Source organism: Brevundimonas sp. GW821-FHT12E07 (genome assembly GCF_058807035.1).
The window spans coordinates 40,240-65,903 of the sequence record NZ_JBXAQH010000004.1 but is presented as its reverse complement, the minus strand read 5'-3'; the positions used below and the strand labels follow the sequence as shown (position 1 = coordinate 65,903).

At 68.6% G+C, this 25,664-nt stretch carries 20 protein-coding genes; 6 read left to right on the top strand and 14 right to left on the bottom strand.

The window, feature by feature from the left end; genetic code table 11:
• Positions 1-25: 25 nt before the first annotated feature.
• Entirely contained in the window at positions 26-562 is a 537-nt protein-coding gene (locus AC1ROD_RS15270; RefSeq protein ID WP_492949125.1) for a hypothetical protein, read from the top strand.
• Here the strand turns inward: AC1ROD_RS15270 and AC1ROD_RS15265 are convergent.
• On the bottom strand, positions 559-2,334 hold the full coding sequence (locus AC1ROD_RS15265) for an SLC13 family permease (RefSeq protein WP_492949124.1): 1,776 nt from the start codon (positions 2,332-2,334) through the stop codon (positions 559-561). The two genes, AC1ROD_RS15270 and AC1ROD_RS15265, sit on opposite strands and share 4 nt — an antisense overlap.
• A 147-nt stretch (positions 2,335-2,481) precedes the next feature.
• On the opposite strand from AC1ROD_RS15265, the gene AC1ROD_RS15260 reads away from it, so the two are divergent.
• On the top strand, positions 2,482-3,537 hold the full coding sequence (locus AC1ROD_RS15260) for a mechanosensitive ion channel family protein (protein ID WP_492949123.1): 1,056 nt from the start codon (positions 2,482-2,484) through the stop codon (positions 3,535-3,537).
• Here the strand turns inward: AC1ROD_RS15260 and AC1ROD_RS15255 are convergent.
• The 4 genes from AC1ROD_RS15255 to rlmJ form a co-directional block, all read right to left on the bottom strand.
• Positions 3,534-4,637: an HlyD family secretion protein gene (locus tag AC1ROD_RS15255; RefSeq protein ID WP_492949122.1), complete on the bottom strand. Its 1,104-nt coding sequence runs from the start codon at positions 4,635-4,637 to the stop codon at positions 3,534-3,536. The two genes, AC1ROD_RS15260 and AC1ROD_RS15255, sit on opposite strands and share 4 nt — an antisense overlap.
• A gap of 20 nt (positions 4,638-4,657) precedes the next feature.
• Positions 4,658-6,337 carry an MFS transporter gene (locus tag AC1ROD_RS15250; RefSeq protein WP_492949121.1) on the bottom strand — a complete coding sequence of 560 codons (1,680 nt, stop codon included), beginning with the start codon at positions 6,335-6,337 and terminating at the stop codon, positions 4,658-4,660.
• Complete coding sequence (locus tag AC1ROD_RS15245) at positions 6,337-6,888, bottom strand: TetR/AcrR family transcriptional regulator (protein WP_492949120.1); 552 nt, start codon at positions 6,886-6,888, stop codon at positions 6,337-6,339. Before AC1ROD_RS15245 ends, AC1ROD_RS15250 begins: the two co-directional genes overlap by 1 nt.
• Before the next feature lie 101 nt (positions 6,889-6,989).
• Positions 6,990-7,817 carry a 23S rRNA (adenine(2030)-N(6))-methyltransferase RlmJ gene (gene rlmJ, locus AC1ROD_RS15240; protein WP_492949119.1) on the bottom strand — a complete coding sequence of 276 codons (828 nt, stop codon included), beginning with the start codon at positions 7,815-7,817 and terminating at the stop codon, positions 6,990-6,992.
• Positions 7,818-7,922: 105 nt separating this feature from the next.
• Here rlmJ and AC1ROD_RS15235 point away from each other — a divergent pair, with 105 nt between their 5' ends.
• From AC1ROD_RS15235 to AC1ROD_RS15225, 3 genes are all read left to right on the top strand, one after another.
• Positions 7,923-8,945 (top strand): DNA topoisomerase IB, encoded by a 1,023-nt coding sequence (locus AC1ROD_RS15235; RefSeq protein ID WP_492949118.1) that lies wholly within the window; start codon positions 7,923-7,925, stop codon positions 8,943-8,945.
• Between the two features lie 71 nt (positions 8,946-9,016).
• Entirely contained in the window at positions 9,017-9,418 is a 402-nt protein-coding gene (locus tag AC1ROD_RS15230) for a hypothetical protein (protein WP_492949117.1), read from the top strand.
• A 105-nt stretch (positions 9,419-9,523) separates the two neighbouring features.
• Complete coding sequence (locus AC1ROD_RS15225; protein WP_492949116.1) at positions 9,524-11,977, top strand: TonB-dependent receptor; 2,454 nt, start codon at positions 9,524-9,526, stop codon at positions 11,975-11,977.
• Here AC1ROD_RS15225 and AC1ROD_RS15220 read toward each other — a convergent pair.
• The 8 genes from AC1ROD_RS15220 to AC1ROD_RS15185 form a co-directional block, all read right to left on the bottom strand.
• A complete protein-coding gene (locus AC1ROD_RS15220) occupies positions 11,955-12,404 on the bottom strand; it encodes an RrF2 family transcriptional regulator (protein ID WP_492949115.1) in 450 nt (149 codons plus the stop codon). The genes AC1ROD_RS15225 and AC1ROD_RS15220 overlap by 23 nt on opposite strands.
• A gap of 15 nt (positions 12,405-12,419) precedes the next feature.
• On the bottom strand, positions 12,420-13,472 hold the full coding sequence (gene tdh / locus AC1ROD_RS15215; protein WP_492949114.1) for an L-threonine 3-dehydrogenase: 1,053 nt from the start codon (positions 13,470-13,472) through the stop codon (positions 12,420-12,422).
• Positions 13,472-14,662 carry a glycine C-acetyltransferase gene (locus AC1ROD_RS15210; protein WP_492949113.1) on the bottom strand — a complete coding sequence of 397 codons (1,191 nt, stop codon included), beginning with the start codon at positions 14,660-14,662 and terminating at the stop codon, positions 13,472-13,474. The genes tdh and AC1ROD_RS15210 overlap by 1 nt, the downstream gene beginning before the upstream one ends.
• A gap of 73 nt (positions 14,663-14,735) precedes the next feature.
• A complete protein-coding gene (locus AC1ROD_RS15205; RefSeq protein ID WP_492949112.1) occupies positions 14,736-15,665 on the bottom strand; it encodes a DUF4232 domain-containing protein in 930 nt (309 codons plus the stop codon).
• A 38-nt stretch (positions 15,666-15,703) separates the two neighbouring features.
• Positions 15,704-16,663 (bottom strand): oxygen-dependent tRNA uridine(34) hydroxylase TrhO, encoded by a 960-nt coding sequence (gene trhO / locus AC1ROD_RS15200; RefSeq protein ID WP_492949111.1) that lies wholly within the window; start codon positions 16,661-16,663, stop codon positions 15,704-15,706.
• Positions 16,664-16,711: 48 nt separating this feature from the next.
• Entirely contained in the window at positions 16,712-18,301 is a 1,590-nt protein-coding gene (locus AC1ROD_RS15195; protein ID WP_492949110.1) for a sensor histidine kinase, read from the bottom strand.
• Positions 18,298-18,999, bottom strand: coding sequence for a response regulator (locus AC1ROD_RS15190; protein WP_492949109.1), 702 nt, complete (start codon positions 18,997-18,999; stop codon positions 18,298-18,300). Before AC1ROD_RS15190 ends, AC1ROD_RS15195 begins: the two co-directional genes overlap by 4 nt.
• A gap of 11 nt (positions 19,000-19,010) precedes the next feature.
• On the bottom strand, positions 19,011-20,639 hold the full coding sequence (locus tag AC1ROD_RS15185; RefSeq protein WP_492949108.1) for a DUF4153 domain-containing protein: 1,629 nt from the start codon (positions 20,637-20,639) through the stop codon (positions 19,011-19,013).
• Positions 20,640-20,835: 196 nt separating this feature from the next.
• Here AC1ROD_RS15185 and AC1ROD_RS15180 point away from each other — a divergent pair, with 196 nt between their 5' ends.
• The gene (locus AC1ROD_RS15180) at positions 20,836-23,676 is read left to right on the top strand and encodes a M16 family metallopeptidase (RefSeq protein ID WP_492949107.1); all 2,841 of its coding nucleotides are present in this window, start codon (positions 20,836-20,838) and stop codon (positions 23,674-23,676) included.
• A 114-nt stretch (positions 23,677-23,790) separates the two neighbouring features.
• On the opposite strand, the gene AC1ROD_RS15175 is transcribed toward AC1ROD_RS15180, so the two are convergent.
• Complete coding sequence (locus AC1ROD_RS15175) at positions 23,791-25,641, bottom strand: PAS domain-containing protein (protein ID WP_492949106.1); 1,851 nt, start codon at positions 25,639-25,641, stop codon at positions 23,791-23,793.
• Positions 25,642-25,664 lie beyond the last annotated feature (23 nt).

The window sequence follows — 25,664 nt, the reverse complement described above, 5'->3', positions numbered from 1 at the left end:
ATCATTCCGACGTCAATCAGGGTTCATGACCGTCCGCCTTCTCGTCATCGCCGTGGTGCTCTGGGCTCTGACCGCCCTCGCAGCGCCCGCCCATGCCCAGATCCAGGTCGCCTACAGCCCGACGGGATCGCCGGCGCTCGGCCGGATCGTGCGCGACAGCGGCGCCTCGACCTTCACCATCAGCACCAGCGGCGCGGTCACCCGCACCTCGGGCTCGGCCATTCGCCTGTCCAGCGCCTCGGTGACGCCCCCGACGATCACCATTTCCTGCGGCTTCCTGAACCTGGACGGCCTCTGCGCCCTGCGGCAGGTGCGGGTGACGGTTCAGGCCGTGCCGAACGCCAATGCGAAAATCACCCACTTCTACATCAGCAGCCTGCTGGGCAATCTGCTGTTCGCGGGCACGGCGCCCCCGTCAGGGTCCAGCATGACCTTCGACCTCAAGCCTCTGGGCCTGCTCGGCACGGGAACCTTCACCCTCGGCATGGATGTCTGGATTTCGGGTGGGCTGCCCAGCGGCCAGTACACCTTCGACTATGTGGTCACCGCGACCTTCATCTAGAGCGGCCAGAACAAGAGGATCAGCGGCGGCCCGGCCAGCAGGACCAGCAGGCTCAGCGGCGCGCCCAGCCTCGGATAGTCCGAGAATTTGTACCCGCCCGGCCCCATGACCAGCGTATTGCACTGGTGTCCGATGGGGGTCAGGAAGTCGCACGCCGCCCCGACCGCCACCGCCATCAGGAAGGGATCGGGGTTGAAGCCCAGTTGCCTGGCCAGGGTCGCGCCGATGGGCGCCACGATCAGCACGGTGGCGGCGTTGTTCAGGAAGGGCGTCACGGCCATCGAGGCCAGCATGACCCCGCCGACCGCGATCACCCCCGGCATCCCACCGAAGACGTTCCGCAGCAGGCTGGCGATCAGGTCCGAACCGCCGGTGTTCTGGATGGCGTCCGAGACCGGGATCAGGGCCGCGATCAGGACCAGCAGCGGCCCGTCCAGCGCCGCATAGGCCTCGCGCATCTTCAGCCCGCCCAGCGCCACGATCACCACCGCCGCCCCGAAGAAGGCGATGGCCACCGGCACGACGCCGAAGCCGACCAGGGTCATGGCTATGGCCAGCGTCACCGCCGGCAGGAAGCGTTTGCGCACACTACCAAGCCGCACCTCTCGCTCGGCCAGGGGCAGCAGGTCCAGCGCCTTCAGGGCCGTCGGCAGGCTCTGCTCGGCGCCTTGCAGCAGGACGATGTCGCCGGGCTGGAGCCTGGCCGTCCTCAGATGCTGGGTCAGCTCATAGCCACTGCGCGACACGCCCAGCAGATTGATGCCGTGCTGGCCATAAAGGTCCGACTGGCGCACCGACTGGCCCTGCAGCGGAGAGTTGCGGCCGATGACGGCCTCGACCACGGCGATGTCCTCGCTCGCGCTTTCCATCAGGATTGGGCGGTCATCCCGGATCAGGCTCAGCTTCGAGCGACCGAGGAACTCCTCCAGCGCCTGCTGCTCGCCCTCGACCAGAAGCACGTCGCCGGGATGGATGACGGTGTTGCCGCGCGGGCGGGGTCGGCGCTTGCCGTCGCGGATCAGGGCCATGATCCGCACATCGCCCTCGCCGCAATCGCTGAGCGCCTTGATCGACATCGACCCCGGCGCCCAGTCCTCGGGCGCGCGCACCTCGGTGGCGTAGGCGTTGGCGGCCAGGGCCGCGTTCAGGGTCGCCGCCCCCTGACGGTTCTTCGGCAGCAGCCGATAGCCGAAGGCGAGGAAGGCGAGTGCGATGGCCGTCAGCCCCAGACCGACGGGCGCATAGTCGAACATGGCGAAGGGTTTGCCGAGGATCTCGTGGCGCACCTCGGCGACGATGATGTTGGGCGCGGTCCCGACCAGGGTGACCATCCCCCCCGCCATCGCGCCGAAGGCCATGGGCATGAGCAGCCGCGACGGCGCCGAACCGGTCTTCCTGGCCACCTGCAACGCGACCGGCATCATGATGGCCAGGGCCCCGACATTCTTGGTCGCCATCGATAACAGGGTCACCGCCCCGGTCAGAACCGGGACCTGACTGCGCTCGGTCTTCAGATGCGGCAGCACCCGCCGCATGGCCAGTTCGATGATCCCCGACCGGGCGAAGGCCGCCGAGACGATCAGGGCGCAGGCGATGATGACGGTGACGTCGTTCTTGAACCCGTCGAAGGCCGCATCGGCCGGGATGATCCCGACGGCCAGCCCCGCGACCAGGGCGACCACCGCCACCAGATCATACCGAAACCGCCCCCAGACAAAGGCTCCGATGGTCAGGGCGATCAGTCCGAACGCCAGCCCCTGCTGCAGTGTCACGCGGTCTCAACCCCTTGAAGTCTCGGGCGCTCAACCCGTGGGAAGCTTCGGCGTTCCGCGCGGCTCAGGGGTTCGCCCCATTGAAATCCGGCGGGCGGGATCGACCATGCCGCAGGAACCGCCCTGCTTTCCGGACGCTGACGGACCATGACGCTGAACGATCTGGCGAAGCTCAATGACATCAAGCTGCTGGTGTTCAGCGGCTCGACCCTGACCCTGGGCGGGATCGTGACCGGCGCCCTGATCATCGCCGCCTCGATCATCCTGTCGAAGATCGTCGGCCGGGGCCTGAAGGGGTTGCGCGAACGTTCGCCGCAGAAGTCGACGGCGGCCCTGTACCTGCTGGAGAAGCTGACGACCTATGGGTTGGTCATCCTGGGGGTGATCTCGGGCCTGACCACGGCGGGACTCAACCTGTCATCCATCGCGGTCTTCGCCGGGGCCATCGGCATCGGCATCGGTCTGGGCCTTCAAGGCGTCGTGAAGGAGTTCGTCTCGGGCCTGTTCCTCATCTTCGACCGGATGGTCTCTGTCGGGGACTATGTCGAGCTGGAGAGCGGGGTGCGCGGCGCCATCATGGAGATCGGCCCCCGGGCCACCCGGCTGCGCACCAACGACAACGTCAACATCATCGTCCCCAACTCGACCTTCATCCAGGACCCGGTGACCAACTGGACGCTGAAGGGGGACACGCGGCGCATCCACATCCCCTTCAAGGTCGCCTATGGCGCCGACCGCGGGAAGGTCCGCGACGCCGTGCTGGAGGCCGCCCGCGCCAGTCCCTTCACTCTTGTCGAGACCGAGGCGCGCAAGAGCCAGGTCTGGCTGGTCGGCTTCGGCGAGAACGGCCTGTCGTTCGAACTGGTGGTCTGGCCGACGCGGGCGGCCGTGAAGCGGCCGGCCGGGATGCATGCGGCCTATACCTGGCTGATCGCCGACGCCCTCGACGCGGCCGGGATCGAGATCCCCTTCCCCCAGACCGACATCCGCCTGCGCAGCGTGTTCGGCCAGGAGGGCGAGGCGGCGATGGAAAACCTGGGCTGGGTCAAGCCGAAGACGAAGCGGGATGCGCCGAAGCCGGTCACACCGCCGCCGACCGCCGCGCCCAACGACGCGGCCGACGAGATTCTCAGCCCCCAGACCGACCCGACCGACCCCGACAACGAACCGGACGAAGAGCCCGTCGCGCCCCGGAAACGCTAGACGCCCGAGGTGTCGATCCGCGCCACCACCGACATGCCGGGGGCCAATCGCGTTGTGACCTCCTGATTGGGGTCGATGGCGATCCGCACCGGCACCCGCTGGGCGACCTTGGTGTAGTTGCCGGTGGCGTTGTCGGGCTTGATCACGCTGAACTCCGATCCCGTCGCCGGAGAGATGCGCTCCACATGGCCGCGCAGCTTCGCCCCGCCGAGCGAGTCGACCGTCATCTCGACCGGCTGGCCGATGCGGATGTTCTTGAGCTGGGTCTCTTTCATGTTGGCGTTGACCCAGATGAGGTTGGGCACCAGCGAGGTCAGCTGGGTGCTGCCGGCGACCACCGACTGGCCGAGCCGGACCGAGACCTCGCCCAGACGGCCGTCGGCCGGCGCGACGATGCGGGTGTTGTCCAGGTTGATCTGGGCCAGCCGCACCTGGGCGCGGGCGGCCTCGACGGCGGCCTCCAGCGAGCCTCTGGAGACCACGGCGGAAGAGACGCCGGTCTGGGCCACGCCTTGCAGGGCGTTGGCCTCGGCGACGGCGGCCTGGGCGGCGCGCAGCGAGGCCTGGGTTGTGTCGATCTGGGCCTGGGCGACCCATCCGCCCTCGAACAGCTTGCGGGCGCGGTTCGCATTGGCCTGGGCCTGAACCAGCGCCGCCTGGGCCGAGGCGATGGAGGCGTTCCGCTGGGCCACTGTCCCTTGCGCCGAGGCCTGGGTGTTGGAGGAGTTGGCCAACGCCGCCTCTGCGGCGTGCAGGTTGGCCGTCGCCTGATCCAGCTGCTGGCGATAGATGCGGTCGTCGACCGTGGCCAGAAGCTCCCCCTGCTTGACCACCTGATAGTCCTGCACACGGACCGAGGTGACATAGCCCGAGACCTGCGGGCTGATGATCGTCACCTGACCGCGCACGAAGGCGTTGTCGGTGTGCTGGATCGCCCCCGAGAAGGGCGGCAGCTTCCAGGCGTAGAGCACCAGACTGATCCCCACGAGGGCGACGATGCCCAGGATCACGCCGAACAGGGCGCGCTTTGCAGGGATCGCGGCGGGGGGCGCCTGAGGGGTCGGGGCGGGGGGAGCGGAAGGGGCGGTCGTGTCGGTCATGGCGGGTCTCGGGGGCGATCTCAGTGGGCGGAGGCGGCCGCTTCGGCGGCCTCGCGGGCGGCGGCGCGGCGCGCCTGAATACGGGGACGGAAGTGCACGAACGTCGTCCACAGACAGCCGGCGGCGGCCGCGATGGCGATCAGCAGGAAGACGTCATTGTAGGCCAGCACATGGGCCTGGGTGGTGATCTGCTGGGTCAGCAGGCTGACCCCTTCGCCGGAGCGCAGGATCTGGTCGTTCTGGACCCGGGCATAGGCGCCGCCCAGCTGCTGCAGCCGCAGGATGGTGGCCGGGTCGCCCATATTGACGCTCTCGGCGATCTGGCTGGAATGGAATTTCTCGCGGATCGTCTCGATGGAGCCGACCAGGGCGGTCCCGGCCAGGCTGCCGACGTTCTGGATCACCGAGAAGGTCACGATGAAGCTGACCAGATTCTGCGGCGCCTTCGTCAACACCTGGGTGATGCCGATCATCAGGGCCGGGCCGATGAACAGGGCCGAGGCGAAGGCCAGCAAGGCCTGGCTGAAGTAGAGATTGACCGGCCGCGTCAGGCTGGTCGCGTGGCTGTCGATGAAAGCGCCGACGGCGATCAGGGCCAGGGCGATGGCGATAGGCTTGTAGAGCTTGGCCATGTTCAGGGTCAGGGCGCTGGTCGCCGTCCCCGCCATCATGGCGATCAGGACGACCCAGAACAGGCTCCTCATCTGCTCCAGGCCCAGACCCATCTGCTGCAGGAAGCCGACCGAGCCCGAGGTCTGTTCGGACAGGACCACGCGCAGCAGCAGGATCGCGAGGATCAGCCGGATCAGGTCGGCGCCGCCGAGGAAGCGCAGGTCGATCAGCGGCCGCTTGCGGTAGAATTCGATGATCATGGCCGTGGCCAGAAGCACGATCGAGCCGATCAGGGCCCAGCCGATCCAGCTGGCCTCGGTCCACCAGACATAGCGCCCCAGCCCCAGCACCGCGCTCAGCAGGGCGATCCCCGGGGCGAACAGGGCGAAGGTCAGGAAGTCGAGCGGCTGATAGGCGTCGATGCGTTGCGACGGCGGCAAACGCAGGGCGAACACCCCGGCCAGCGACAGCAGGGCCAGACCCAGTTGCGACAGGTTCAGCCCCTGCCAGTCGCCGATATCCAGCAGATGGGTCGAGACGATCCGGGCGATCGGCACGGCGAAGCTGGACAGGCCGATACCGACGATCAGCCCCTTGAGCCGGTGCGCCGCCGGGAAGGCCTGGATGATGTAGAGGAAGCCGAGCGTCGACATCCCGGCGCCGCAGATGCCCGCGACCGCCCGGGTGACCAGTTCGCTCTCGAAACTGGAGACGAAGACGTTAGCAATCGAAACCGGAACGAAGATTCCTAAAATGATCCTCGTGAACGGCTGAAGCCCGTATTGCTGGCGGAACTTGACGAGGATCAGGTTCATGCAGGCGTTGGTCATGATGAAGACGACCGGCAGCCAGGCCGCCTCGGTCGTCGTCACCCCAAGATGGCCCGCGAGGCTCTGAATGTTGGCCGTGACCACCGCATTGCCGAGGTTGCCCGTGATGGCGACCAGCAGGCCGACGGCACCATAGGCCAGACGCAGCCGCCAGTGGTGATCGGGCGTCGCCGGCGAGCCGATCAGGGTCGGCTTCTCGTGCGGTTGAAGAGTCTTTTCGTACTCTTCCCAGGGCAGGTCGTGCGGGCGGGTGCTCATTACCGAATCCGAAGTCCGTCGAGCAGCAACGCGCGAATGCGCCGGGCGAACATATCACGCTCTTCCGGCGTCGGGCGGCTGGCGCCTGCGCCGAGGATCATGGCGATGGCGCGGATGTCGCTGGGACCCAGGTCGGGGCGGACCAGGCCGGCGGCGCGGGCCCGTTCCAGCGCCCCCTCCCCGGCCTCGACCAGCTTGGTGCGGATCGGCTTGAGCGCGCCCGAGGACTGGGCCTCGCGCAGGGCGGCGTCGAGGCCCGCGTTCTTGCCCAGAACCTCAGCCAGTTGGTCCACGAACCAGAAGAAGCCCTCGGGATCGTCGCCGCGCTCGCGCGTCCGGCGGGCGAGGTCTTCCAACTGGTCTTCGAAGACGGCCAGGGCCAGGGCCGTGCGGTCGGCGAAGTTGCGATACAGGGTCGCCCGGCCGACGCCCGCCTTCTCGGCGATGACATCGAGCGGGACGTTATAGCCCTGATCGGCGAAGGCCTCGGCGGCGGCGGCCAGCAGGGCGTCGCGTCTTTCGACCGCATCTTTTCGAGGGGCTCGGGCCATGAGCGGCTAAGTGGACACCCATGTCCGCTTTGGCAAGCCCATCAGACAGGTCGGCGGTGGAATTTCTGTCGCGGATGCAAAATCATGCACAGTTCGTAGCGTCAGAGCCGCCAGACTTCGGACTTCCGACCCTCATCCCCGAGCGTCCCGGCCACCCAACCGCAGATTTCAGCGGCGGCCTCGTCGGTTCCGGCGGGCGGGTTGACCACCACCATCGTGCAGCCGTTCATCTTCATCGGATTGGCGAGGGGCCGCAGCCGCGCCTCGGCGACTACCGTCGGATGGCCGCTTCCCAGCCGGCGCAGGAAGCCGTCGAAGGTCTCCAGATCCTTGAGCGGGGTCCAGATCGCGACCGTCGCCTCGCGCCGCGCCCTGAGGATCGCCAGGGTGGTGTCGGCGGCGCGCAGATAGTCGTCGGGCCGCTCGAACGGCGGGTCGATCAGGATCAGGTCGGCGGGTCCGGCCTTCGCTTCGGCCAGCACGGCCTCATAGCCGTCGCCGGATCGGCCCGAGGCATTGGGATGGCCGCGCAGGGCCTCGACCAGCAGATCGGCGACGTCAGGATTCAGGTCGAAGCCGCCATAGCGGTCGCCGGGCCGAAGATGGCGCGCGATCAGCAGGGGCGAGCCCGGATAGAAGCGGACGCCGCCGCCCCCCTCCATGGCCGGATTGACCGCCCTCACCTCCGCCGCCAGGGCGGCGATCAGGGGCGGCAAACCTTCCGCCTGCATCAGCCGCGCCACGCCCGCCTCGGCCTCGCGCGAACGAACCGCGTCGCCGGACAAGTCGTAAAGGCCGGCGCCCGCATGGGTGTCGAGGACGGTGACCGTCTGCGCCTTCGCCTGCCGCGCCTTCAGCAGCCAGAGGACGAGGGCGTGCTTGACCAGGTCGGCGAAGTTTCCGGCGTGAAAGCTGTGACGATAGTTCATGCCGGGTCGTCCCCCGCCGGGCCCTTCAGGTCAAGCGCGACCATCCCCGCTTCTGGACGCCAGCCGACACAGGAACCGGCGCACGGCGCGGAACGTTCGCCGCACATGCCCGACGGTTCCACAGGTTTCATCCCCGTTCACGAGGTCCCGACCGGCCTCACCTATTGCAGCGATGAGAACCCCGGGCTGCACCGCAGCCGCAGCGGAACCGGCTTTTCCTATCATGACGCCAAAGGCGTCCTGATCCGCGACCCGGCGGTGATCGACCGCATCAGACACCTGGCTATCCCGCCGGCCTGGACCGACGTCTGGATCTGCCCGCGCGCCACCGGCCATATCCAGGCGACCGGCCGCGACGCCCGGGGCCGCAAGCAGTACCGCTATCACCCCGACTGGAGCACGGCCCGATCGGAGACCAAATTCGACCGCCTGCCCGCCTTCGCCCGCGCCCTGCCGAAGCTACGCAAACAGGTCGACGCCGACCTCGGCAAACGCGGGGCCACCCGGGACAAGGTGCTGGCCACCGCCGTGCGGCTGCTGGAGATCACCCTGATCCGCGTCGGCAACGCCCAGTATGCGAAGCAGAACCGCTCCTACGGCCTGACCACTCTGATGAAGCGGCATCTGGAGGTCGGCGGCGCCGCCCTGACCTTCGAGTTTCGGGGCAAGAGCGGGGTTGACCATAAGGTCAGCGTCCGCGACCGGCGGCTCGCCACCGTTGTCCGCGCCCTGCGTGAGCTGCCGGGCCAGCACCTGTTCAAGTACCGCAATGCGGACGACGATCTGTGCCCCATCACCTCGGACGATGTGAACGCCTATATCCGCGAGGCCATGGGCGACGGCTTCTCGGCCAAGGACTTCCGCACCTGGGCCGGGACAGTCTCGGCGGCGCGGGCCCTCCGCGAGATGGATCCGCCTACCTCGCCGACGGACGCCAAACGCCGGATCAACACCTGCGTGAAGGCGGTGTCGGGCCTGCTCGGCAACACCCCGACCGTCTGCCGGGCCTCCTATATCCACCCGGCGGTGCTGGAGCTCTACGCCGACGGCGAAATCCGCAAGGTTCTGCCCGGCGCGACGACCGCCGGCTTTGAAAAGGCTCTGGTCAAGGTTTTGACCCAAGCATGACGAAAAGCTGAGTTGAGAGCACAACGTTACGCGGGTAACGACGATCCACCATTCCTGAGGGGGAAATCGTCATGCGCCTGTCCAACGCCTTTCTGCGTCTCGCCGTCGTCTTCATCGTGATCGGGGTCAGCCTCGGCTACTATATGGGCGCGACCCAGAACTTCACCGCCTCGCCCGTGCATGCCCACATCAACCTGCTCGGTTGGGTGTCGATGTTCCTCTACGGCCTGTTCTATCGGGCCAATCCGGAGGCGGCGGAGGGCTGGCTGCCCAAGGTCCATTTCGGGTTCGCGGTCATCGGCTTTCTGATCTTCATGCCTGCCCTGCTGATCGAAGTGCTGCAGATCAAATCGGCCCTGCCCGTCGCCCAGATCGGCCTGATCGCCGGCCCGACCCTGGTGGTCATCGGCATGATCCTGTTCGCGATTATCGTCTTCGGCGCCACTGGCGGACGCAAGGCCGCGGTCGCCTGACGGCGTTCTGCTGGGAGGAATGCTGCCAACTCGCGTTAGAAAATCCCCTTTTGTGAGATAGGGATTAACGGTCACGGTTCTCGGGCACAGCCAGGAGGATGACCCGTGCCCGCGACCTTGCCCCAAACCGCCCGCCGCCGAACCCGCGACCTGATTTCCCTGGCGGCGCTGGCGACCTGCGTCGCCGGGCCCACGTTTGCCCAGACCGCCCTTCCGGCCGGAGGCGAAGAAGGCGGAGCGGCGACTGCGACCCAGACCCGCCCCGTCGTGGATCCGTCCTATGCCAGCGTCGGCGACATCGTCGTCACGGCCCGGCGGCGCGACGAGCGGGCCCAGGACGTGCCGATCGCCCTGACGGTGATCAACGAGGAACTGCTCAACCGCACCGGCGCCTACAACGTCGCCCAGGTCACCCAGCTGGCTCCCTCGGTCCAGCTGCTCACCCCCAACGCCCGCAACACCGCCATCACCATCCGGGGTCTGGGCGCCAGCTACGGCCTGGCCAACGACGGCCTGGAGCAAGGCGTCGGCATCTATATCGATCAGGTTTATTACAGCCGCCCCGCGACGGCGACGCTGGACTTCGTCGACATCGACCGGATCGAAATCCTGCGCGGACCGCAGGGGACGCTGTTCGGCAAGAACACCACCGCCGGCGCCCTGAACATCACCACCCGCGCGCCCAGCTTTACGCCCGAGGCGCAAGGGGAGCTGTCGATCGGCGACTACAACTTCGTCCAGGCCAAGGCGACGGTGTCGGGTCCGCTGATCGCCGACACCCTGGCCGCGCGCCTCTCGTTCGTCTCGACCACCCGCGACGGCACGCTCGACAACGCCACCGTCGGCCACGCCCAGAACGCCCAGAAGTCGATCAGCCTGCACGGCCAGTTGCTGTACCAGCCGACCGAGAAGCTGCAGGTCCGCCTCTATGGCGACTATTCCGACCAGACGCCCGACTGCTGCACCCAGCTCTACGTTCGCGTCGGCCAGACCCTGAAGGCCGCCGACGTCCAGTTCGCCGCCCTCGCCGCCGGCCGCGGCTATGTTCCCGCAAGCACCAACCCCTTTGACCGCACCGCCGACGTCGACGGGAAGATCCAGGCCGACCAGATCCAGCGCGGCTTCTCGGCCATCGTCGACTATGACCTCGGTTTCGCCACCCTGACCTCGGTCTCGGCCTGGCGGGCCTGGGACTGGCGTCCGGCCAATGACCGCGACTACACCGCGCTCGACATCACCCGTCAGTCGGCCAATCCGTCGGACCAGGACCAATGGAGCCAGGAACTGCGCCTGTCCTCCAACGGCAAGAACCGCATCGACTGGACCGCCGGCCTCTACGCCTTCCATCAGGCGGTGGAGACCCACGGCATCACCGAATACGGCAATGACGCCACCTATTGGCTGACCGCCCACGACACCGCCTACAACGCCGCCACGGCGACGGACCCGCACGCCCTCGACTCCCTGCTGGCCGGCTACACCGTCTTCAACGACAGCCGGATCGAGACGGACTCGCTGGCCGCCTTCGCCCAGCTGACCTGGAACATCACCGATCGCCTGCACCTGACGCCGGGCCTGCGCTACACCCACGAGGAGAAGGACGGGGCCTATGTCTCGACCACCACGGGCGGGCTGGCGACGACGAATACGGCCCTGCTGAACCGCCGCCTCGGCGTGGCCCGGCCCCAGGCCTATTCGGCCAGCATCTCGGACGGCGACCTGTCGGGTCAGGTGGCCCTGTCCTATGACATCAGCGACAACGTCCTGGCCTACGGCTCCTGGGCGCGGGGCTACAAGTCGGGCGGCATCAATATGGCGGGCATTCCGAACCTGCCGTCGGGCGCTCCGTCCCTGACCAACGCCACGGTCAAGCCGGAGGTGGTCACGACCTGGGAGCTGGGCCTCAAGACCCAGCTGTTCGACAAGCGGCTGACGGCCAACCTCGCGGCCTATCGCACCGACGTCGAGGACTACCAGGCCAATGTCGTCGACACCGGCCCGGGCGCCCTGCGCGGCTATCTGGCCAATGCGAAGAAGGTCGAGATCCAGGGGATCGAACTGGATGCCTTCGCCCGGCCGACGCCTTGGCTGGACGCCTACGCCAACCTGGCCTGGACAGATGCGAAATACGCCGACTTCGCCAACGGCCCCTGCCCGCTGGAGCTGATCGGATCGACCACCGTGGCCTGCGACCTGTCAGGCAAGGACCTGCCCGGCGTCTCGCCCTGGGCCGCGTCGGTCGGCGGCGAACTGCACCGCGACGTGACGGGTCTGGGCTATGCGGGCGAGGCCTATTTCGGCGCCGACGCCAACTACCGCTCGACCTACAACGCCGACGCCTCGGTCTCGAAATACACGGAGATCGACGGCTATACGGTGCTCAACCTGCGGGCCGGCTTCCGCGCGAACAACGGCTGGGAGGCCTTCGTCTGGGTCCGGAACGCGCTGGATGAAGACTATCTGCAGCTTCTGACGGTTCAGGCCGGCAACTCGGGCCTCGTGCTCGGCACGCCCGGCGATCCCCGGACCTTCGGCCTTACGCTGCGGGCGAAATACTGAGGTCAGGCCCACCCGTATCTGACCTTACGAGGTCCTGGAGCGTGCGCCGTTCCAGGACCTCGGCCAGGGCGTCGCGGCCTTCCAGCAGGACGAAGCGGATGCCGCAGGCCTGAACGTCCACGCAGTTCTCGCAGGCCTCGAACCGGGTGCGAGAAGCGCAGGGCGTCAGGGCCAGCGGCCCGTCCATGACACGGATGATGTCGGCGACCGAGATCTCCGTCGCCGGCCGCGCCAGGGCATAGCCGCCCAGACGCCCGCGCGAGCTGACCAGCAGCCCCTCGCGCTTCAACCGCAGCATCACCGCCTCCAGATACTTCCGGGGCGCGGAAATGGCCTCGGCCACCTCCCCGATGGCGGCGGGCGTCGGATGGCGTTCGGCGAGCGTCATCATCGCCCGCATCGCATAGCGGGCCGTGTCAGACAGCATTGACGCCGCCTGAAATCACGCCGCGTCCTGCCAGTTCAGTACAACCTTGCCCGACTGGCCCGACTTCATCGCCTCGAAGCCGTCGCGGTAGTGCGAATAGCCCATGCGGTGGGTGATCAGGGGCTCCAGATCCAGACCGGCCTTCAGCAGGCCCAGCATCTTGCGCCAGGTCGTGAACATCTCTCGGCCGTAGACGCCCTTGATGGTCAGTGCCTTGAGGATGATCGTGCCCCAGTCGGTTTCCATCGGCTTGGACGGAATACCCAGCATGGCCATGCCGCCGCCCATGATCAGGGTGTCGACGCATTGCTTGAAGGCGATGGGCGAGCCGGACATTTCCAGCGCCACGTCGAAGCCGACCTTCAGGCCCAGTTCCTTCATCACGTCACGCAGGTCCTCGCGCGAGGTGTTCACGGTGCGCACGCCCGGGGCGACCTTGTTCCCGAGGTCGAGGCGGTAGTCGTTGATGTCGGTCAGGACCACGGTGCGGGCGCCCGCGTGGCGCGCGACGGCGGCGGCCATGATGCCGATCGGGCCTGCGCCGGTGACCAGCACGTCCTCGCCCAGCAGGTCGAACTGCTGCGCCGTGTGCACGGCGTTGCCGAACGGATCGAGCATCGAGGCGATCTCGTCCGAGACGTCATCCGGCAGCTCGATCACGTTGAAGGCCGGGGCGACCACGAACTCGGCGAAGGCGCCCTGACGGTTCACGCCGATGCCGCGGGTATGGGGGTCGAGGTGGAAGTGGCCCGCGCGGGCGGCCTCCGAGTTCAGGTCGATGACATGGCCTTCGGCAGAGACGCGCTGGCCGATCTTCAGCGGCCGGTTCACGTCCTTGCCGATGGCGACGATCTCGCCGGAGAACTCGTGGCCCGTGATCATTGGGGTCGGGACGTTCTTCTGGGACCACTCGTCCCAGTTCCAGATGTGGATGTCGGTGCCGCAGACGGCGGTGCGGTGGACGCGGATCAGCACGTCCTCGGGCCCGGCTTCGGGGATGGGGGCGTCGATCAGCTCCAGGCCGATCTCGGGCTTCATCTTGGCAAGCGCTTTCATGGTGTCAGTCATCAGATCACTCCCAACTCTTTACCGGCCTGTTTGAAGGCCTCGACCGTCCGGTCGATGTGTTCGAACGTATGCGCCGCCGACATCTGCGTCCGGATCCGGGCCGCGCCGCGCGGCACCACCGGGAAGCTGAAGCCGATGACATAGACGCCCAGCTCCAGCATCCGCGCGGCCAGGGTCTGGGCCAGCTTCGCATCCCCGAGCATGACCGGGATGATCGGATGCTCGCCGGGCAGAAGGTCGAAGCCGGCGTCGGTCATGGCCATGCGATAGCGGTGGGCGTTGGCGCTCAGCCGGGTGCGCAGAGCGTCGCCCTCGGTGCCTTGAGCGATCCGGATGGCCTCCATCGAGGCGCCGCAGACGGCCGGGGCCAGGGCGTTGGAGAAGAGGTAGGGCCGGGCGCGCTGCTTGAGCAGCTGGACCACCGGCGCGCTGGCGCAGATGAAGCCGCCCATGGCGCCGCCCAGGGCCTTGCCGAAGGTGCCGGACAGGAAGTCGATTTTCACCCCGTGATGGGCGAAGGAGCCCCTGCCCTGCGGGCCGAGGAAGCCGGTCGCATGGCAGTCATCGACCATGATCAGGGCGTCGTATTTGTCGGCCAAAACCCGGATCTCATCCAGCTTGGCGATATAGCCGTCCATCGAGAAGGCGCCGTCGGTGGCGATGACGATGTTGCGGGCGCCGGCCTCGCGGGCCTCCTTCAGCCGGCTCTCCAGCTCGTCCATGTCGGAGTTGGCGAAGCGGTAGCGTTTGGCCTTGCACAGCCGCACCCCGTCGATGATCGAGGCGTGGTTCAGGCTGTCGGAGACGATGGCGTCCTCTTCCCCGAACAGGGGCTCGAACAGGCCGCCGTTGGCGTCGAAGGCGGCGGCGAGCAGGATGGCGTCCTCGAAGCCGAGATAGCCCGCGATGGCGCTCTCCAGCTCCTTGTGGATGTCCTGGGTGCCGCAGATGAAGCGCACCGAGGCCGTGCCTGCGCCGCGCTTGTCGGCGGCGGCCTTGGCCGCATCGACGATGCGCTGGTCGCCTGCCAGGCCCAGATAGTTGTTGGCGCAAAAGTTGAGCACCTGACGCCCGCCGACCTCGATGACCGGCCCCTGTCGGGAGGCGATGACCCGCTCGGGCTTGGTCAGCCCCTGGGCGTCGATGTCGGCCAGTTCGGCGGCGATACGGGCGTGAAAGTCAGTGGGCATGGGTCCCCGGAGTACGGCTGGGAAGAGGCCCGCCGGTTACGCCGATTTCGCCACGTTGACCAGCGGGCGCCCCTCAGGTCGTCGCCGCACCCGCGGGCGCCATGTCCTCCTGCGTCGGCCGGATGGGGCTGACGTCGATGCGGCCGCCGCACGGGGTGAAGGCCTGGGCGAAGGTGATGAAGTTGCTGTCGCCCGGCGCGACGAAACGCACGGCGGCGGCGCTGGGGCAGACCCGCTCGCCCGCGCCCTCATTGGGCACCACTGTCCAGGCGATGTCGAAATACCCCTTGGCCTGGGGCGCCAGATTGACCGGCCGCGGGGCCATGCCGCCGCTCAGATAGCTGCCCGGATGCTGATCGATTTTGATCGCCGTCAGACCGCGGCCCCGCCCGTCGAGAAGGGTCACGGTCGGATAGCCGGTCAGGCTGCAGGCCGCGGTCCCGATGTTCTGGACGCCCAGCGTCGCCAGCCGATGGCCCATGCCGGCGTCGCCGCCGTCGGCCGAAAGCTTCAGCTGGTTCGACTTGCACGGCAGGGCCGCTGGCAGGACCCCGCCGGGGGCCGGGATCGCCGGTTGCGTCGGGCCGACCGGGGTGTCGACACCCGAGGCCGGACGGCTGCACCGCTCCAGAATGGCGACGCCCACATCCTGATTGGGGCCGAGGCGGCTGAGGGTCGCGGTCTCCTGACCGTCGCGCGTGGCGGTCCACCATTCGACGCCCGAGCCGGCATAGCGGGCGCCGCTGGCCGCCTGGACCGTGCGCAGGGTGTAGGTCTGGCCGTTGTAGCCGATCTGGGCCGTCGAGGTGTCCGGGTACTGGACCACCACCGTCTTGCCGCTCTCGCAGGCGTATCCGATCGGCGGGGCGGGAGGCGTCTGGACAGGCGTCGGTGCCGGGGCTTGCGGCTGGGCCGGAGGCGCGGCGGCCTCGCGCGAACAGGCCGCCATCAGGGCGGCGACGGCGACGAGAGCGGTAGCGGTCTTGGCGGCGCGTTGGGTCATGACGGTCCTCGGTTCGGCGAGGTTAACGTCGTTCTCCCTCAAAGGCTCCGCTTATTGACGGCGGCGTCGGCGCCGATATGGGCCACGCCCTGGCCGGCGGCGATCTCCACCTGCCGGTGCCGCTCGGCATAGGCGCGGCGTTGCTCTTCGGTGCGGTCCTCATGACAGGCTTCGCAGGACACCCCCTCGACATACAGGGGCGACAGCCGCCCCTCCGGGCTGACCGGCATCCGGCAGCCCCGGCACAGGCTGTGGGTCCCCTGCTCCAGCCCGTGCCCGACCGCGACCCGCTCGTCGAAGACGAAGCATTCGCCGCGCCACAGGCTCTCGGCCTCGGGGATGTCCTCCAGATAGCGCAGGATGCCGCCCTCCAGATGGTGGACGTCTTCGATCCCCTCGGTCTTGAGGAAGGCCGTCGCCTTCTCGCAGCGAATGCCGCCGGTGCAGTACATAGCGACCTTCGGCGGTTGCGGTCCCTCGAACAGCGCCCTGCCCTCGCCCCGGACCCAGTCGGGGAAGTCGCGGAAGCTGCGGGTATTGGGCTGGATCGCCCCCTCGAAGGCGCCGACGGCGACCTCATAGTCGTTGCGGGTGTCGATCACGATGGTCGCCGGATCGGCGATCAGGGCGTTCCAGTCCCGGGCCGACACATAGGTCCCGGCGTCGGTCAGGGGATCGATGTCCGGCTCGCCCATGGTCACGATCTCGGCCTTGATCCGCACCTTCAGCCGGTGGAAAGGCGCCTCGGTCGCCGTCGAATACTTCAGCTCCAGCCGGTCGAAGCCCGGCAGGGCGTGGATGGCGGCGATGACCGCGGCGACGCCCGCCTCAGGCCCCGCGATGGTGCCGTTCAGCCCCTCATGCGCCACCAGCAGGGTGCCGCGCACGCCGTTGGCCGCACAGACCGCCTCCAGCCGATCGCGCACGGCCTCACGATCCGCGATCCGGGCGAAACGATAGAGGGCGGCGACCTGAAACGGGGCGGGCTGGGAAGTCATCGGCGGCTTATAGTCCGCCCCCGCCTTTCGCCAAAACCTCCCGCGGGCCTAACGGCCCGCGATCGGCAGTGAAACTTCGAAGGTCGCGCCTGTGGTCGAGGGCGTCAGCCGGATCGAGGCCCGGCTGGCGGCCAGCAGGGAGACGGCGATGGACAGGCCCAGCCCTGCCCCGCCCTCGCTGCGTTTGGAGGTAAAGAAGGGTTCGAACACCCGGTCGGCGTCGCCCGGCGGCACGCCCGGCCCGTCATCGGTGACGGTCAGGATCAGGCTGCGCTCCTCGCTGCGGGCGGTGATGGCGACCCGCGTCGCTCCCGCCTGACGGCTGTTTTCCAGCAGGGTCGAGACCACCATCTCCAGCGTCGCAGGCGGCACGGCGACCGGGGGCGGATCCTTGAGGTCGACCGCGATCTCCAGATCCCCGGCCCGGGCGTCGACGGCCTTGGACACCGCCGGGACCACATCGACCGCCAGATTGGCGTCCGGCCGCGCCATATCGGCCCGCGCCAGATCCATGAGCCGCGTGACCAGCCCGGCCAGACGGCGGGCATCGGCGGCGATATTGTCGAGGAAGCGTTTGCGCTGGCCCGTCTCCATGGTCTCCCCATGGTCCTGAAGCAGCTCGACCGCGCCCTGGATCCCCGCCAGCGGCGTCTTGAACTCGTGACTGACGGCGGCGGCGAAGTCGCGCAGGTAGCGGGAGCGTCGGTCCACCGCCTCGGCCATCAGGCTGAAGTCCTCATACAGCGTCCGGATCTCCACCGCCGAGGTCGCGGGCGCGGGCGGCAGGGTCCCGCCGCCGGTGGTGACCTCGCGCGCCGCCTCGCTGAGCTTCTCGATCGGTCGGGCGATGCCGCGCGCCACCAGCACCGCCAGCACCGCGATGACGCTGAGGGTGCCGAGGATGCCCAGGGCGATCTTGATCCGGTCCTGATAGACGCCCTTGAACAGGGCGCGCGGCGAGCGTGAGGTCAGGATCACCCCCCTCACCTGCCCGTTCACGACGACGGGGCGGGCGTGATGGATGCGCAGGCCCGAGGCCCGGCTCAGCCATTCCATCGAATAGCGCGGGTGATAGTCGGCGTTGCGGCGCAGCACCGTATACGGCCGCCCCGCCAGAGCGGACCGCACCTCGGGCAGATCGGCCCAGCTTCCGCCCTTCGCATAGCCGTCGACGACCACGCCTCGCCCGTCCAGCAGGATGATCGAGGCCAGGGTCGTGCGCGCCGTCTCCTCGGCGATAGGCTTGAGCCGGGCGTTCAGGGCGACAGCTTGCGGATCGGGCGGCGGCGCCGGCCGCGCCTCGGGCCGGGCGGGCAGAACCGGGGTCGAGCCCAGGTCGATGGTCGCTCCCTCGGGCTGGTAGTACCCCGGCTCGCGCCGCGCCTCGGGCGTCGCCGCGATCAGGACGGCGCCGGGCCACAGGGCCTCCGCCGTCGCCGACAGCGCCGCCGTCTGGGCGATCAGCTCCGACTCCGTCTGGCGGACAAGCGTGTTCTCGTAGACCCGAAGGAAAACACCCACGAGCCCCGGCAGGATGGCCGCGAACATCAGGACCGACAGCAGGATGGTCCGCAGCCTCAGGGCCGGCCAATGCGCCCGGATCCATTGACGCCCCCGCTGGTAGGCCGTCTGGATCACGCCGCTCCGCCCGCGCACGGCCCGATCTGATAGCCGATGCCCGCCCGCGTCTCGATCACATCGCCGCCCCCGACCGCCTCGAACTTGGCGCGCAGGTTGCGGACGTGGCTGTCGATGGTCCGGTCGGTCATGGCGAAGCCCGGTCCGTGCACCCGGTCGATGATGGCGTCGCGGCTGAAGACCATGCGCGGCGCCTCGGCCAGCACCCTCAGGATGGCGAACTCGGTGACCGTCAGCGAGACCTCGGTCCCGTTCCAGGCCGCGCGCCAGCCCTCCCCGTCCAACGTCAGCCGCCCGTGGGCCACGGCGTTCGTCGGCAGCGGCGGCGGCGTCCGCGAGACCCGGCGCAGGATGGCCGCGACCCGGGCCACCACCTCGCGCGGGCTGAAAGGCTTGGTCACATAGTCGTCGGCGCCCAGTTCGATGCCAAGGATGCGGTCGATCTCCTCGTCGCGCGAGGACAGGAACAGCACCGGCAGATCGCCCTCGGCCCGGATGCGGCGGCAGGTCTCGATCCCGTCCATGCGCGGCATGTTGATGTCCAGGATGACCAGATCCGACCGGTGCGCCTGAAGATCGACCAGGGCGGCCTCGCCGTCGGCGGCCTGGCGCGTGGCCAGACCCGCCTTCTGCAGGGCGAAGACCAGAAGATCGCGGATGTGGGGGTCGTCGTCGACCACCAGGACGGTGCGCTGCATGATCCCCATGTTCAGTGTCCCGCGTTCGAGGTCAACGGGGCCGAGGCCGAAGGGGCGGTCTGCGGGGGCGTCGTGGTGATCAGCGGAGGTCCCCGATAGGCGACCTGCGGCGGCGTGAGGACGACCGGAGGCGGAGGCGGCGGGACGGGTTCTCCGTCGCAATCCCTCGGCAGCGAACCGAGGTCCGGCTTCTCCCATCCGACCAGCGACTGGGCTTTCGCCAGACGCCTCGCATCGCGCCAGGTCCAGCCGCGCCAATGCGACTGGCGTTCCATGACCGTCTGCTGGGCGTTCCAGCGCACCGAGGCGATCCGGGCCTTGAACAGCGGCTCCTGCGTCGCCTGCTCCAGCTCGGCCAGGGACACCAGCCCCGCCGGCCCAAGCTTGCGCATATAGCAGAGGTCCAGGTAGGCCCCCTTGCCATCCACCTCGGCCGCATGCCGCACATTCCAGGCCGCGACCGGGGGCCCCAGATTGATCACCCCGATCGCCGCCAGCACGGTCAGGGTCGTCAGCAGATTGGCATTGATCAGCCAGTGCGCGCTCCGGTTCCTCAGCAGTCGCCAGCAGATCAGCAGCAGGCCGACGCCGACCAGCGCCATCCAGATCATCGCTGCCAGCCGAAGCCGGGTCAGGGAGAAGACCTCCACATAATCGACGGTGCGCAGCAGGCTGGAGGCCACCAGCAGCATGTTCTGCGCGACCCAGACCATGACCAGAGCCCGCACCAGCGGCCGGTTCGCCGTTTCCGACCCCGGCCTCAGGGTGATCAGGACGAAGGCGCCGGCCAGCAGGGCCGTGAGGATCAGCGGATAGGCGCCGCGATGGGCGTATTCCGCCAGGGTCACGCCGTCCGGCAGCGGCGCCCCGCTCCACAGGAAGGCGATGTCGAGCCCGTTCTGCAGGGCGAACACCAGGTTGAAGACGATCAGGGACAGGGTCACCGAAGCCGTGCTGACGCCGGGCAAGGCGCGCTCGCCCAGCGTCGGCAACCGCAGCAGCCGACGCCGCCAGCGCGGTCGCAGCGCCGCCCAGGCCGCCACCGCCACCAGGCCGCAGAAGATTGTCCGCAGCACCGTCTCGACCGAAAGAGCCGGCAGCCTCAGCCGGGCCAGGGCGTCGGAGATCAGCGGGTTGGCCGCCGCGAACAGGCCGAGAAAGACCAGACCGCCCAACACGGGCACGGCGATCAAGGCGGCGACCTTGAGGATCGAACCCGTCCGCCCCCCGCCGCGCCGACGCCGCATCGCCAGCCTGCGGATCAGATCGATCAACGGCCCGAAGGCCGCAACCACCATATGGACAAGCAACCTCTGGCCCCAGCGCCAGCCGGGCTCGCCGTGTGCGACCCGCGCCGACAGCGCCGCGATCGTGACGGCCAGGGCGTAGAGCAGCCAGAGCAGCAGGCTGGGCCGGTCGATCATCGTGACGGCCAGCAGGGCCGCCAGCCCCAGGGCGACCGCAGCCCTCGGCTCCCGCAGCAGCCCGGGCCGCGCCAGCCAGACGCCGGCGATCCCGATCAGGCCGAAGACCCCGACCGTCGCCCCGGGCCGGTGGGCGAAGAACAGCTGGTCCGCCAGGATGACGAGGGCTACGGCGATCGCCGCCTTCGTGGCCAGTGTGGCGCGGATGGACGTCATCGAGGGCTCTCCGTGTGAGGAGACCCCATACTGAGCCCCGTCCGTCAGCCGCCGGTGGCGCGGATCCGGAGATGCCAAGGAAGAGCCGTGCAGAAGCGGTGCAGGATGCGGCCGATCACCATCGGGCCAGCGTAGCGATTGCGCCGGAGGCCGTTCGGGGTAATGTCCACCGCCTCAGGAAAAGGACTGTCTGCATATGCGTCTTCGCTCCGTCTCCCTCGCCGCCCTTCTGGCCGTGATCGCGCCCGCCGCGCCCGCCCTGGCCCAGACGTCCATAGCCCCTGCCGCCGCCGCATTGGCGACCGCCGCCCAGGCCCCGGAGCTGCAGGCCGCGCCCGTGTCGGCGCTGGTGTCCGAGGTCAATATCCCGTGGAAGCGCTTCACCCTGGACAACGGCCTGACGGTGATCGTGCATGAAGATCACAAGGCGCCCGTCGTCGCCGTGTCCGTCTGGTACAATGTCGGCTCCAAGGATGAGCCCGCCGGTTCGACGGGCTTCGCCCACCTGTTCGAACACCTGATGTTCGGCGGTTCGGAGAATGCCCCCGGCTCCTACCTGGGCCGGATGCGCAACCTCGGCCCGTCGAACCTGAACGGCACGACCTGGTTCGACCGCACCAACTATTTCGAGACCGTCCCCACGCCGGCGCTGGAACAGGCGCTGTTCCTGGAGAGCGACCGCATGGGCTATCTGCTCGGCGCCCTGGGTCAGGACACCCTCGATCTGCAGCGCGGCGTCGTCCAGAACGAGAAGCGTCAGGGCGACAACCAGCCCTATGGCCTGTTCGAATACGCCCAGCTGGAAGCCCTCTTCCCCGAAGGCCACCCCTATCGCCACTCGACCATCGGCTCGATGGCCGATCTGGACGCCGCCAGCCTTGAGACCGTGCGCAACTGGTTCCGCGACAACTACGGCCCGAACAACGCCATCGTCGTCCTGTCGGGCGACATCGACGAGGCCAAGGCCCGCACCCTGACGCAGCGCTATTTCGGCGCCATCCCGCGCGGCCCGGTCAACACCCCGGCCGAGGCGCCCGTGCCGACCCTGGCCGCGCCGATCGTGGCCACCATGCATGACCGCGTCGCAAACACCCGCCTGACCCGCAGCTGGGCCGTGCCCGGCCTGACCAGCGACGATGCGGTGCCCCTGGCCGTGGCAGCCCAGGTCCTCGGCGGCCTCGCCTCCTCGCGCCTCGACAACCAGCTGGTCCGCGGCGAACAGACGGCGGTGTCGGTCTCGGCCGGCCTGCAGGACTTCCACCGCATCGGCATCTTCGAGATCTCGGTCGATGTGAAGCCGGGTCAGGACGCCGCCGCCGTGGGTCGTCAGCTCGACGCCATCGTCGCCGACTACATCGCCAAGGGCCCGACCGACGAAGAAGTCGCCCGTGTCGCCACCCAATATGTGTCGCGCGTCGTGCAGAGCCTGGAACAGGTCAACGGCAAGGCCAACGTCCTGGCCGAGGGTCAGCTCTATTCGGGCGATCCGGACCACTACAAGAAGGAGCTGGCCGAGTACGCCTCGGTCACCCCGGCCCAGGTGACGGCCGTCATGCAGCACTGGCTGACCCGTCCGGTGTTCGACATGACCATCGCCCCCGGCGAGCGCGAGCCCTATGCCGAGGCCGCCCTGACCAAGCCCGATCCGATCCCGGCCGCCGAGATCCAGCGCGTGGCCCGCGACCCGATGCCGGCCATCGGCCAGGTGCCGGATCTGGTCTTCCCCGCCGTTGAGCGCGCCACCCTCTCGAACGGCGTCAAGGTGGTCTACGCCCACGTCGACACCGTGCCGGCGACCAAGGTCGCGGTGGAGTTCGACGCCGGCTACGCTGCCGACGCCGCCGACCACCTGGGCGCCCAGGCCATGATGCTGGACCTGCTGGACGAGGGCACCACCACCCGTGACGCCAACCAGCTGGCCGAGGAGAAGGAACGGCTGGGCGCGGCCATCAACGTCGGCGCCTCCATGGACCGGACCGCGGCCGAACTGTCGACCGTGACCGCAAATCTGACGCCGTCCCTGACCCTGCTGGCCGATGTCGTCCGCAACCCGGCCTTCGCGCCTGCGGAGATCGAGCGCGTCCGGGCCCAGCGCCTGTCCGCCCTCGCCAGCGAGCGCACCAACCCGGGCGCCATCGCCGCCCGCGCCCTGCCGCCGATCCTCTACGGCGCCGACAGTCCCTATGGCCGCTCCTTCACCGGCACGGGCGATGACAAGACCATCACCGCGCTCAGCCGTGACGATCTGGTCGCCACCCATGACGCCTGGATCCGTCCGGACAATGCGACCATCTTCGTGGTGTCCGACCTGCCTCTGGCCCAGGTCACGCCGCAGCTGGAGGCCGCCTTCGGCGACTGGCGCGCCCCGGCGATCGCCAAGGGGGTTAAGACCTTCTCGAACACCGTCCCGACGCCGTCCAACCGCATCGTCCTGATCGACCGTCCGCAGTCGCCGCAATCGCTGATCTACGGCGGCGCGGTCCTGCCGCTGTCGGGCACCGACGATCTGCTGGCCCTCAACGCCGCCAACGTCACCCTGGGCTCGGACTTCCTGTCGCGGATCAACTCGGACCTGCGCGAGACCAAGGGCTGGTCCTACGGCGTCCGCGGCACGGTCAACCAGCTCGAGCACCGCGTGCCCTACATCGTCAACGCCCCGGTTCAGTCGAACCGCACGGGCGAATCGGTCGCGGCCCTGATCGCCCAGTACGACCGCTTCCTCGAAACCGACGGCGTCACGCCGCAGGAGCTTGAGCGGACCATCAACGGCAACACCCGTCAGCTGGCCGGCAGCTATGAGACCTCGGCCCAGATCCTGGGCGCCCTGCGCTCCAACGCCCTGTACGGCCGTCCGGACGACTATCAGACCACCCTGTCCAGCCGCACCCGCGCCCTGACCGCGGCCCAGCTGGACGCCTCGGCCCGCCAGGTCATCCACCCCGACCAGTTCGTCTGGGTCGTGGTCGGCGACGCCTCGGTCGTGAAGCCCCAACTGGACGCCCTCGGCCTGCCGGTCGAGGTCCGCTCGGCCCAGTAACGGCGAAGCCGCTACCGCCTTGCCGCCGTCGTTTCCGGGTTCGCCCGGGGACGACGGCGAGCCGGCTTCTGCGGTCAGGTCTCAGCGCTGCTTCCGCAGTGAGCGCTCCTCAAACTAGGCCTCAAAGCCGGCCTCGGTCGCCACCCGCACAAGTTCGGCCAAAGTCGACACTTCCAGCCGGCTCATCAGGTGGGCGCGGTGGGTCTCGACCGTGCGTGGGCTTAGGGAAAGATCCTGGGCGATGGTCTTGTTGGTGCCGCCGGCGATCAGCCCCTTTAGGACCTCGCGTTCCCGCGCGGAAAGCTGGGCAAGACGGACCTTGAGGTTGGATCCCTGCGTCGACGCCTCGGGCTGTTTGAGATCGAAGGCGGCCTGGCAGGCCAGAACGATGTCTTCCGTCGTGGGCTGCGACAGCACATTCAGGGCGCCCAGCTTCATCAGACCCACCACATCGTTCAATCGGGCTTCGAAATCCCCGATCGCCATCCATGCGAGGTTGGGCGCGCCCTTCAGCGCCGCGGCTGTCTTCAGGGCGGGACCGGCCTCCGCGCCGACGCTCATGACCACCGCGCCCGGACGGAGATCCCCGCAGAGACGCTCGAAATCCCTGAAGCCGCTGAACACCCGCACCCTGAACCCCCGCGCCTTGAGCGCGTCGGACAAGACCCGGCCGGCATTCTCCGGATCACTCACGAGATAGACGCGGGGATCGTCCTCCCCGCCCAGTTCGACCACCAGGCCGCCGATCTGCTCCCGCTTACCGCCGACGGGGAAGGCAGTCAGCTGACAGGTCCTTGCCGAGCCGACCGCCGACAAGCGCCGGAACCGGATCTGTGTGGACTGACCCGCCGCCGCCTGATCCAGGGCCGCAACGAAGGCGGCCCGGTCGTCGGGGTGAACCGTGTCCGTCCAGTCCTGCCAACGGATCGGGCCTTCGACCGGCAGCCTCCAGGCCGCGCGGACCTCCGGATTGGTGGGCTCCAGTTGACGGGTAGCGACATCGGCGACCCAGAGCATGGTCGCTTCGGCGCCGTGAAAGTCCCGGAGCAGCTGGTCGCGCTGGTCGAGCCCCTCGGCGGCGGCGCGCCAGTCCTCGATATCGGCGGCGGATCCACACCATTCGATCACCACGCCTTGCGGATCGACGACCTGCTGGCCGCGTATGGCGAACCAGCGGTAGCGGCCATCGCCACCCAGAAGCCGTTGCTGAACCTCGAAGGAACGCCCGTCCGTCGCACAGGCGGCATGGGCCTTTTGCGCCTCGGCAATGTCGTCGGGATGAACCCTGTCGTTCCAATGGGCCTCGCCCAGGTTCGCACCGCCCAGATAGTCTTTCAGACGCTGGTTGACCCAGGTGATCCGCCCCTCGGGACAACATCTCCAGAGCAGACCGGACGCGGTGTCCGCGACGGTTCGCAAGGCCGCCTCGCTCGCCCGCAGGGACTCCGCGGACAGATGACGACGGGTGGTGTCGTAGACGATGCCGAGCACGCCCCCGATCTCGCCGTTCCGATTCTGAATGGGCGAATAGGAGAAGGACCACCAGGTCGATCCCAAGGCCCCATCCCGGACCAGGGGCACATGATAGTCCTCAAGGAAGGTGGGACGCCCCGCCATCGCCTTGTCGAAAAGCGGTCCCACCTCGTCCCAGGCCTCCGGAAAGACCTCCTGCATGGGCTGTCCGAGCTCGACGACCTTGCCGGCCAGGACGGGCTCGTAGGCGTCGTTATAGAACAGCCGCAGATCAGGTCCCCAGGTCAGGAACATCGGGAAGCCCGCGTCCAGCATCAGGTTGAGGGCGCTGATCAGAACCGGGTCCCAGCCGGCCATGGGCCCCATCGGGGTCTCCGCCCAGTCGGTTCCGCGAATGCGCGTCGCCATCCGGGCCCGGGCGCGGATCGGAGAGGCGTTGGTCGGCGACGATGGGGCGTTCGGGTCGGACGGCGGGGCCGGAGGGTCTTCCACAGGCGCTCCTGCTCGTGATTCTG

Excerpts from the sequence above, each read along its gene's own strand:
- AC1ROD_RS15270 (WP_492949125.1), top strand. The coding sequence starts at position 26 with ATGACCGTCCGCCTTCTCGTCATCGCCGTGGTGCTCTGGGCTCTGACC.
- AC1ROD_RS15260 (WP_492949123.1), top strand. The coding sequence starts at position 2,482 with ATGACGCTGAACGATCTGGCGAAGCTCAATGACATCAAGCTGCTGGTG.
- AC1ROD_RS15255 (WP_492949122.1), bottom strand. The coding sequence starts at position 4,637 with ATGACCGACACGACCGCCCCTTCCGCTCCCCCCGCCCCGACCCCTCAG.
- AC1ROD_RS15250 (WP_492949121.1), bottom strand. The coding sequence starts at position 6,337 with ATGAGCACCCGCCCGCACGACCTGCCCTGGGAAGAGTACGAAAAGACT.
- AC1ROD_RS15245 (WP_492949120.1), bottom strand. The coding sequence starts at position 6,888 with ATGGCCCGAGCCCCTCGAAAAGATGCGGTCGAAAGACGCGACGCCCTG.
- rlmJ (WP_492949119.1), bottom strand. The coding sequence starts at position 7,817 with ATGAACTATCGTCACAGCTTTCACGCCGGAAACTTCGCCGACCTGGTC.
- AC1ROD_RS15235 (WP_492949118.1), top strand. The coding sequence starts at position 7,923 with ATGCCCGACGGTTCCACAGGTTTCATCCCCGTTCACGAGGTCCCGACC.
- AC1ROD_RS15230 (WP_492949117.1), top strand. The coding sequence starts at position 9,017 with ATGCGCCTGTCCAACGCCTTTCTGCGTCTCGCCGTCGTCTTCATCGTG.
- AC1ROD_RS15220 (WP_492949115.1), bottom strand. The coding sequence starts at position 12,404 with ATGCTGTCTGACACGGCCCGCTATGCGATGCGGGCGATGATGACGCTC.
- tdh (WP_492949114.1), bottom strand. The coding sequence starts at position 13,472 with ATGACTGACACCATGAAAGCGCTTGCCAAGATGAAGCCCGAGATCGGC.
- AC1ROD_RS15210 (WP_492949113.1), bottom strand. The coding sequence starts at position 14,662 with ATGCCCACTGACTTTCACGCCCGTATCGCCGCCGAACTGGCCGACATC.
- AC1ROD_RS15205 (WP_492949112.1), bottom strand. The coding sequence starts at position 15,665 with ATGACCCAACGCGCCGCCAAGACCGCTACCGCTCTCGTCGCCGTCGCC.
- trhO (WP_492949111.1), bottom strand. The coding sequence starts at position 16,663 with ATGACTTCCCAGCCCGCCCCGTTTCAGGTCGCCGCCCTCTATCGTTTC.
- AC1ROD_RS15190 (WP_492949109.1), bottom strand. The coding sequence starts at position 18,999 with ATGCAGCGCACCGTCCTGGTGGTCGACGACGACCCCCACATCCGCGAT.
- AC1ROD_RS15185 (WP_492949108.1), bottom strand. The coding sequence starts at position 20,639 with ATGACGTCCATCCGCGCCACACTGGCCACGAAGGCGGCGATCGCCGTA.
- AC1ROD_RS15180 (WP_492949107.1), top strand. The coding sequence starts at position 20,836 with ATGCGTCTTCGCTCCGTCTCCCTCGCCGCCCTTCTGGCCGTGATCGCG.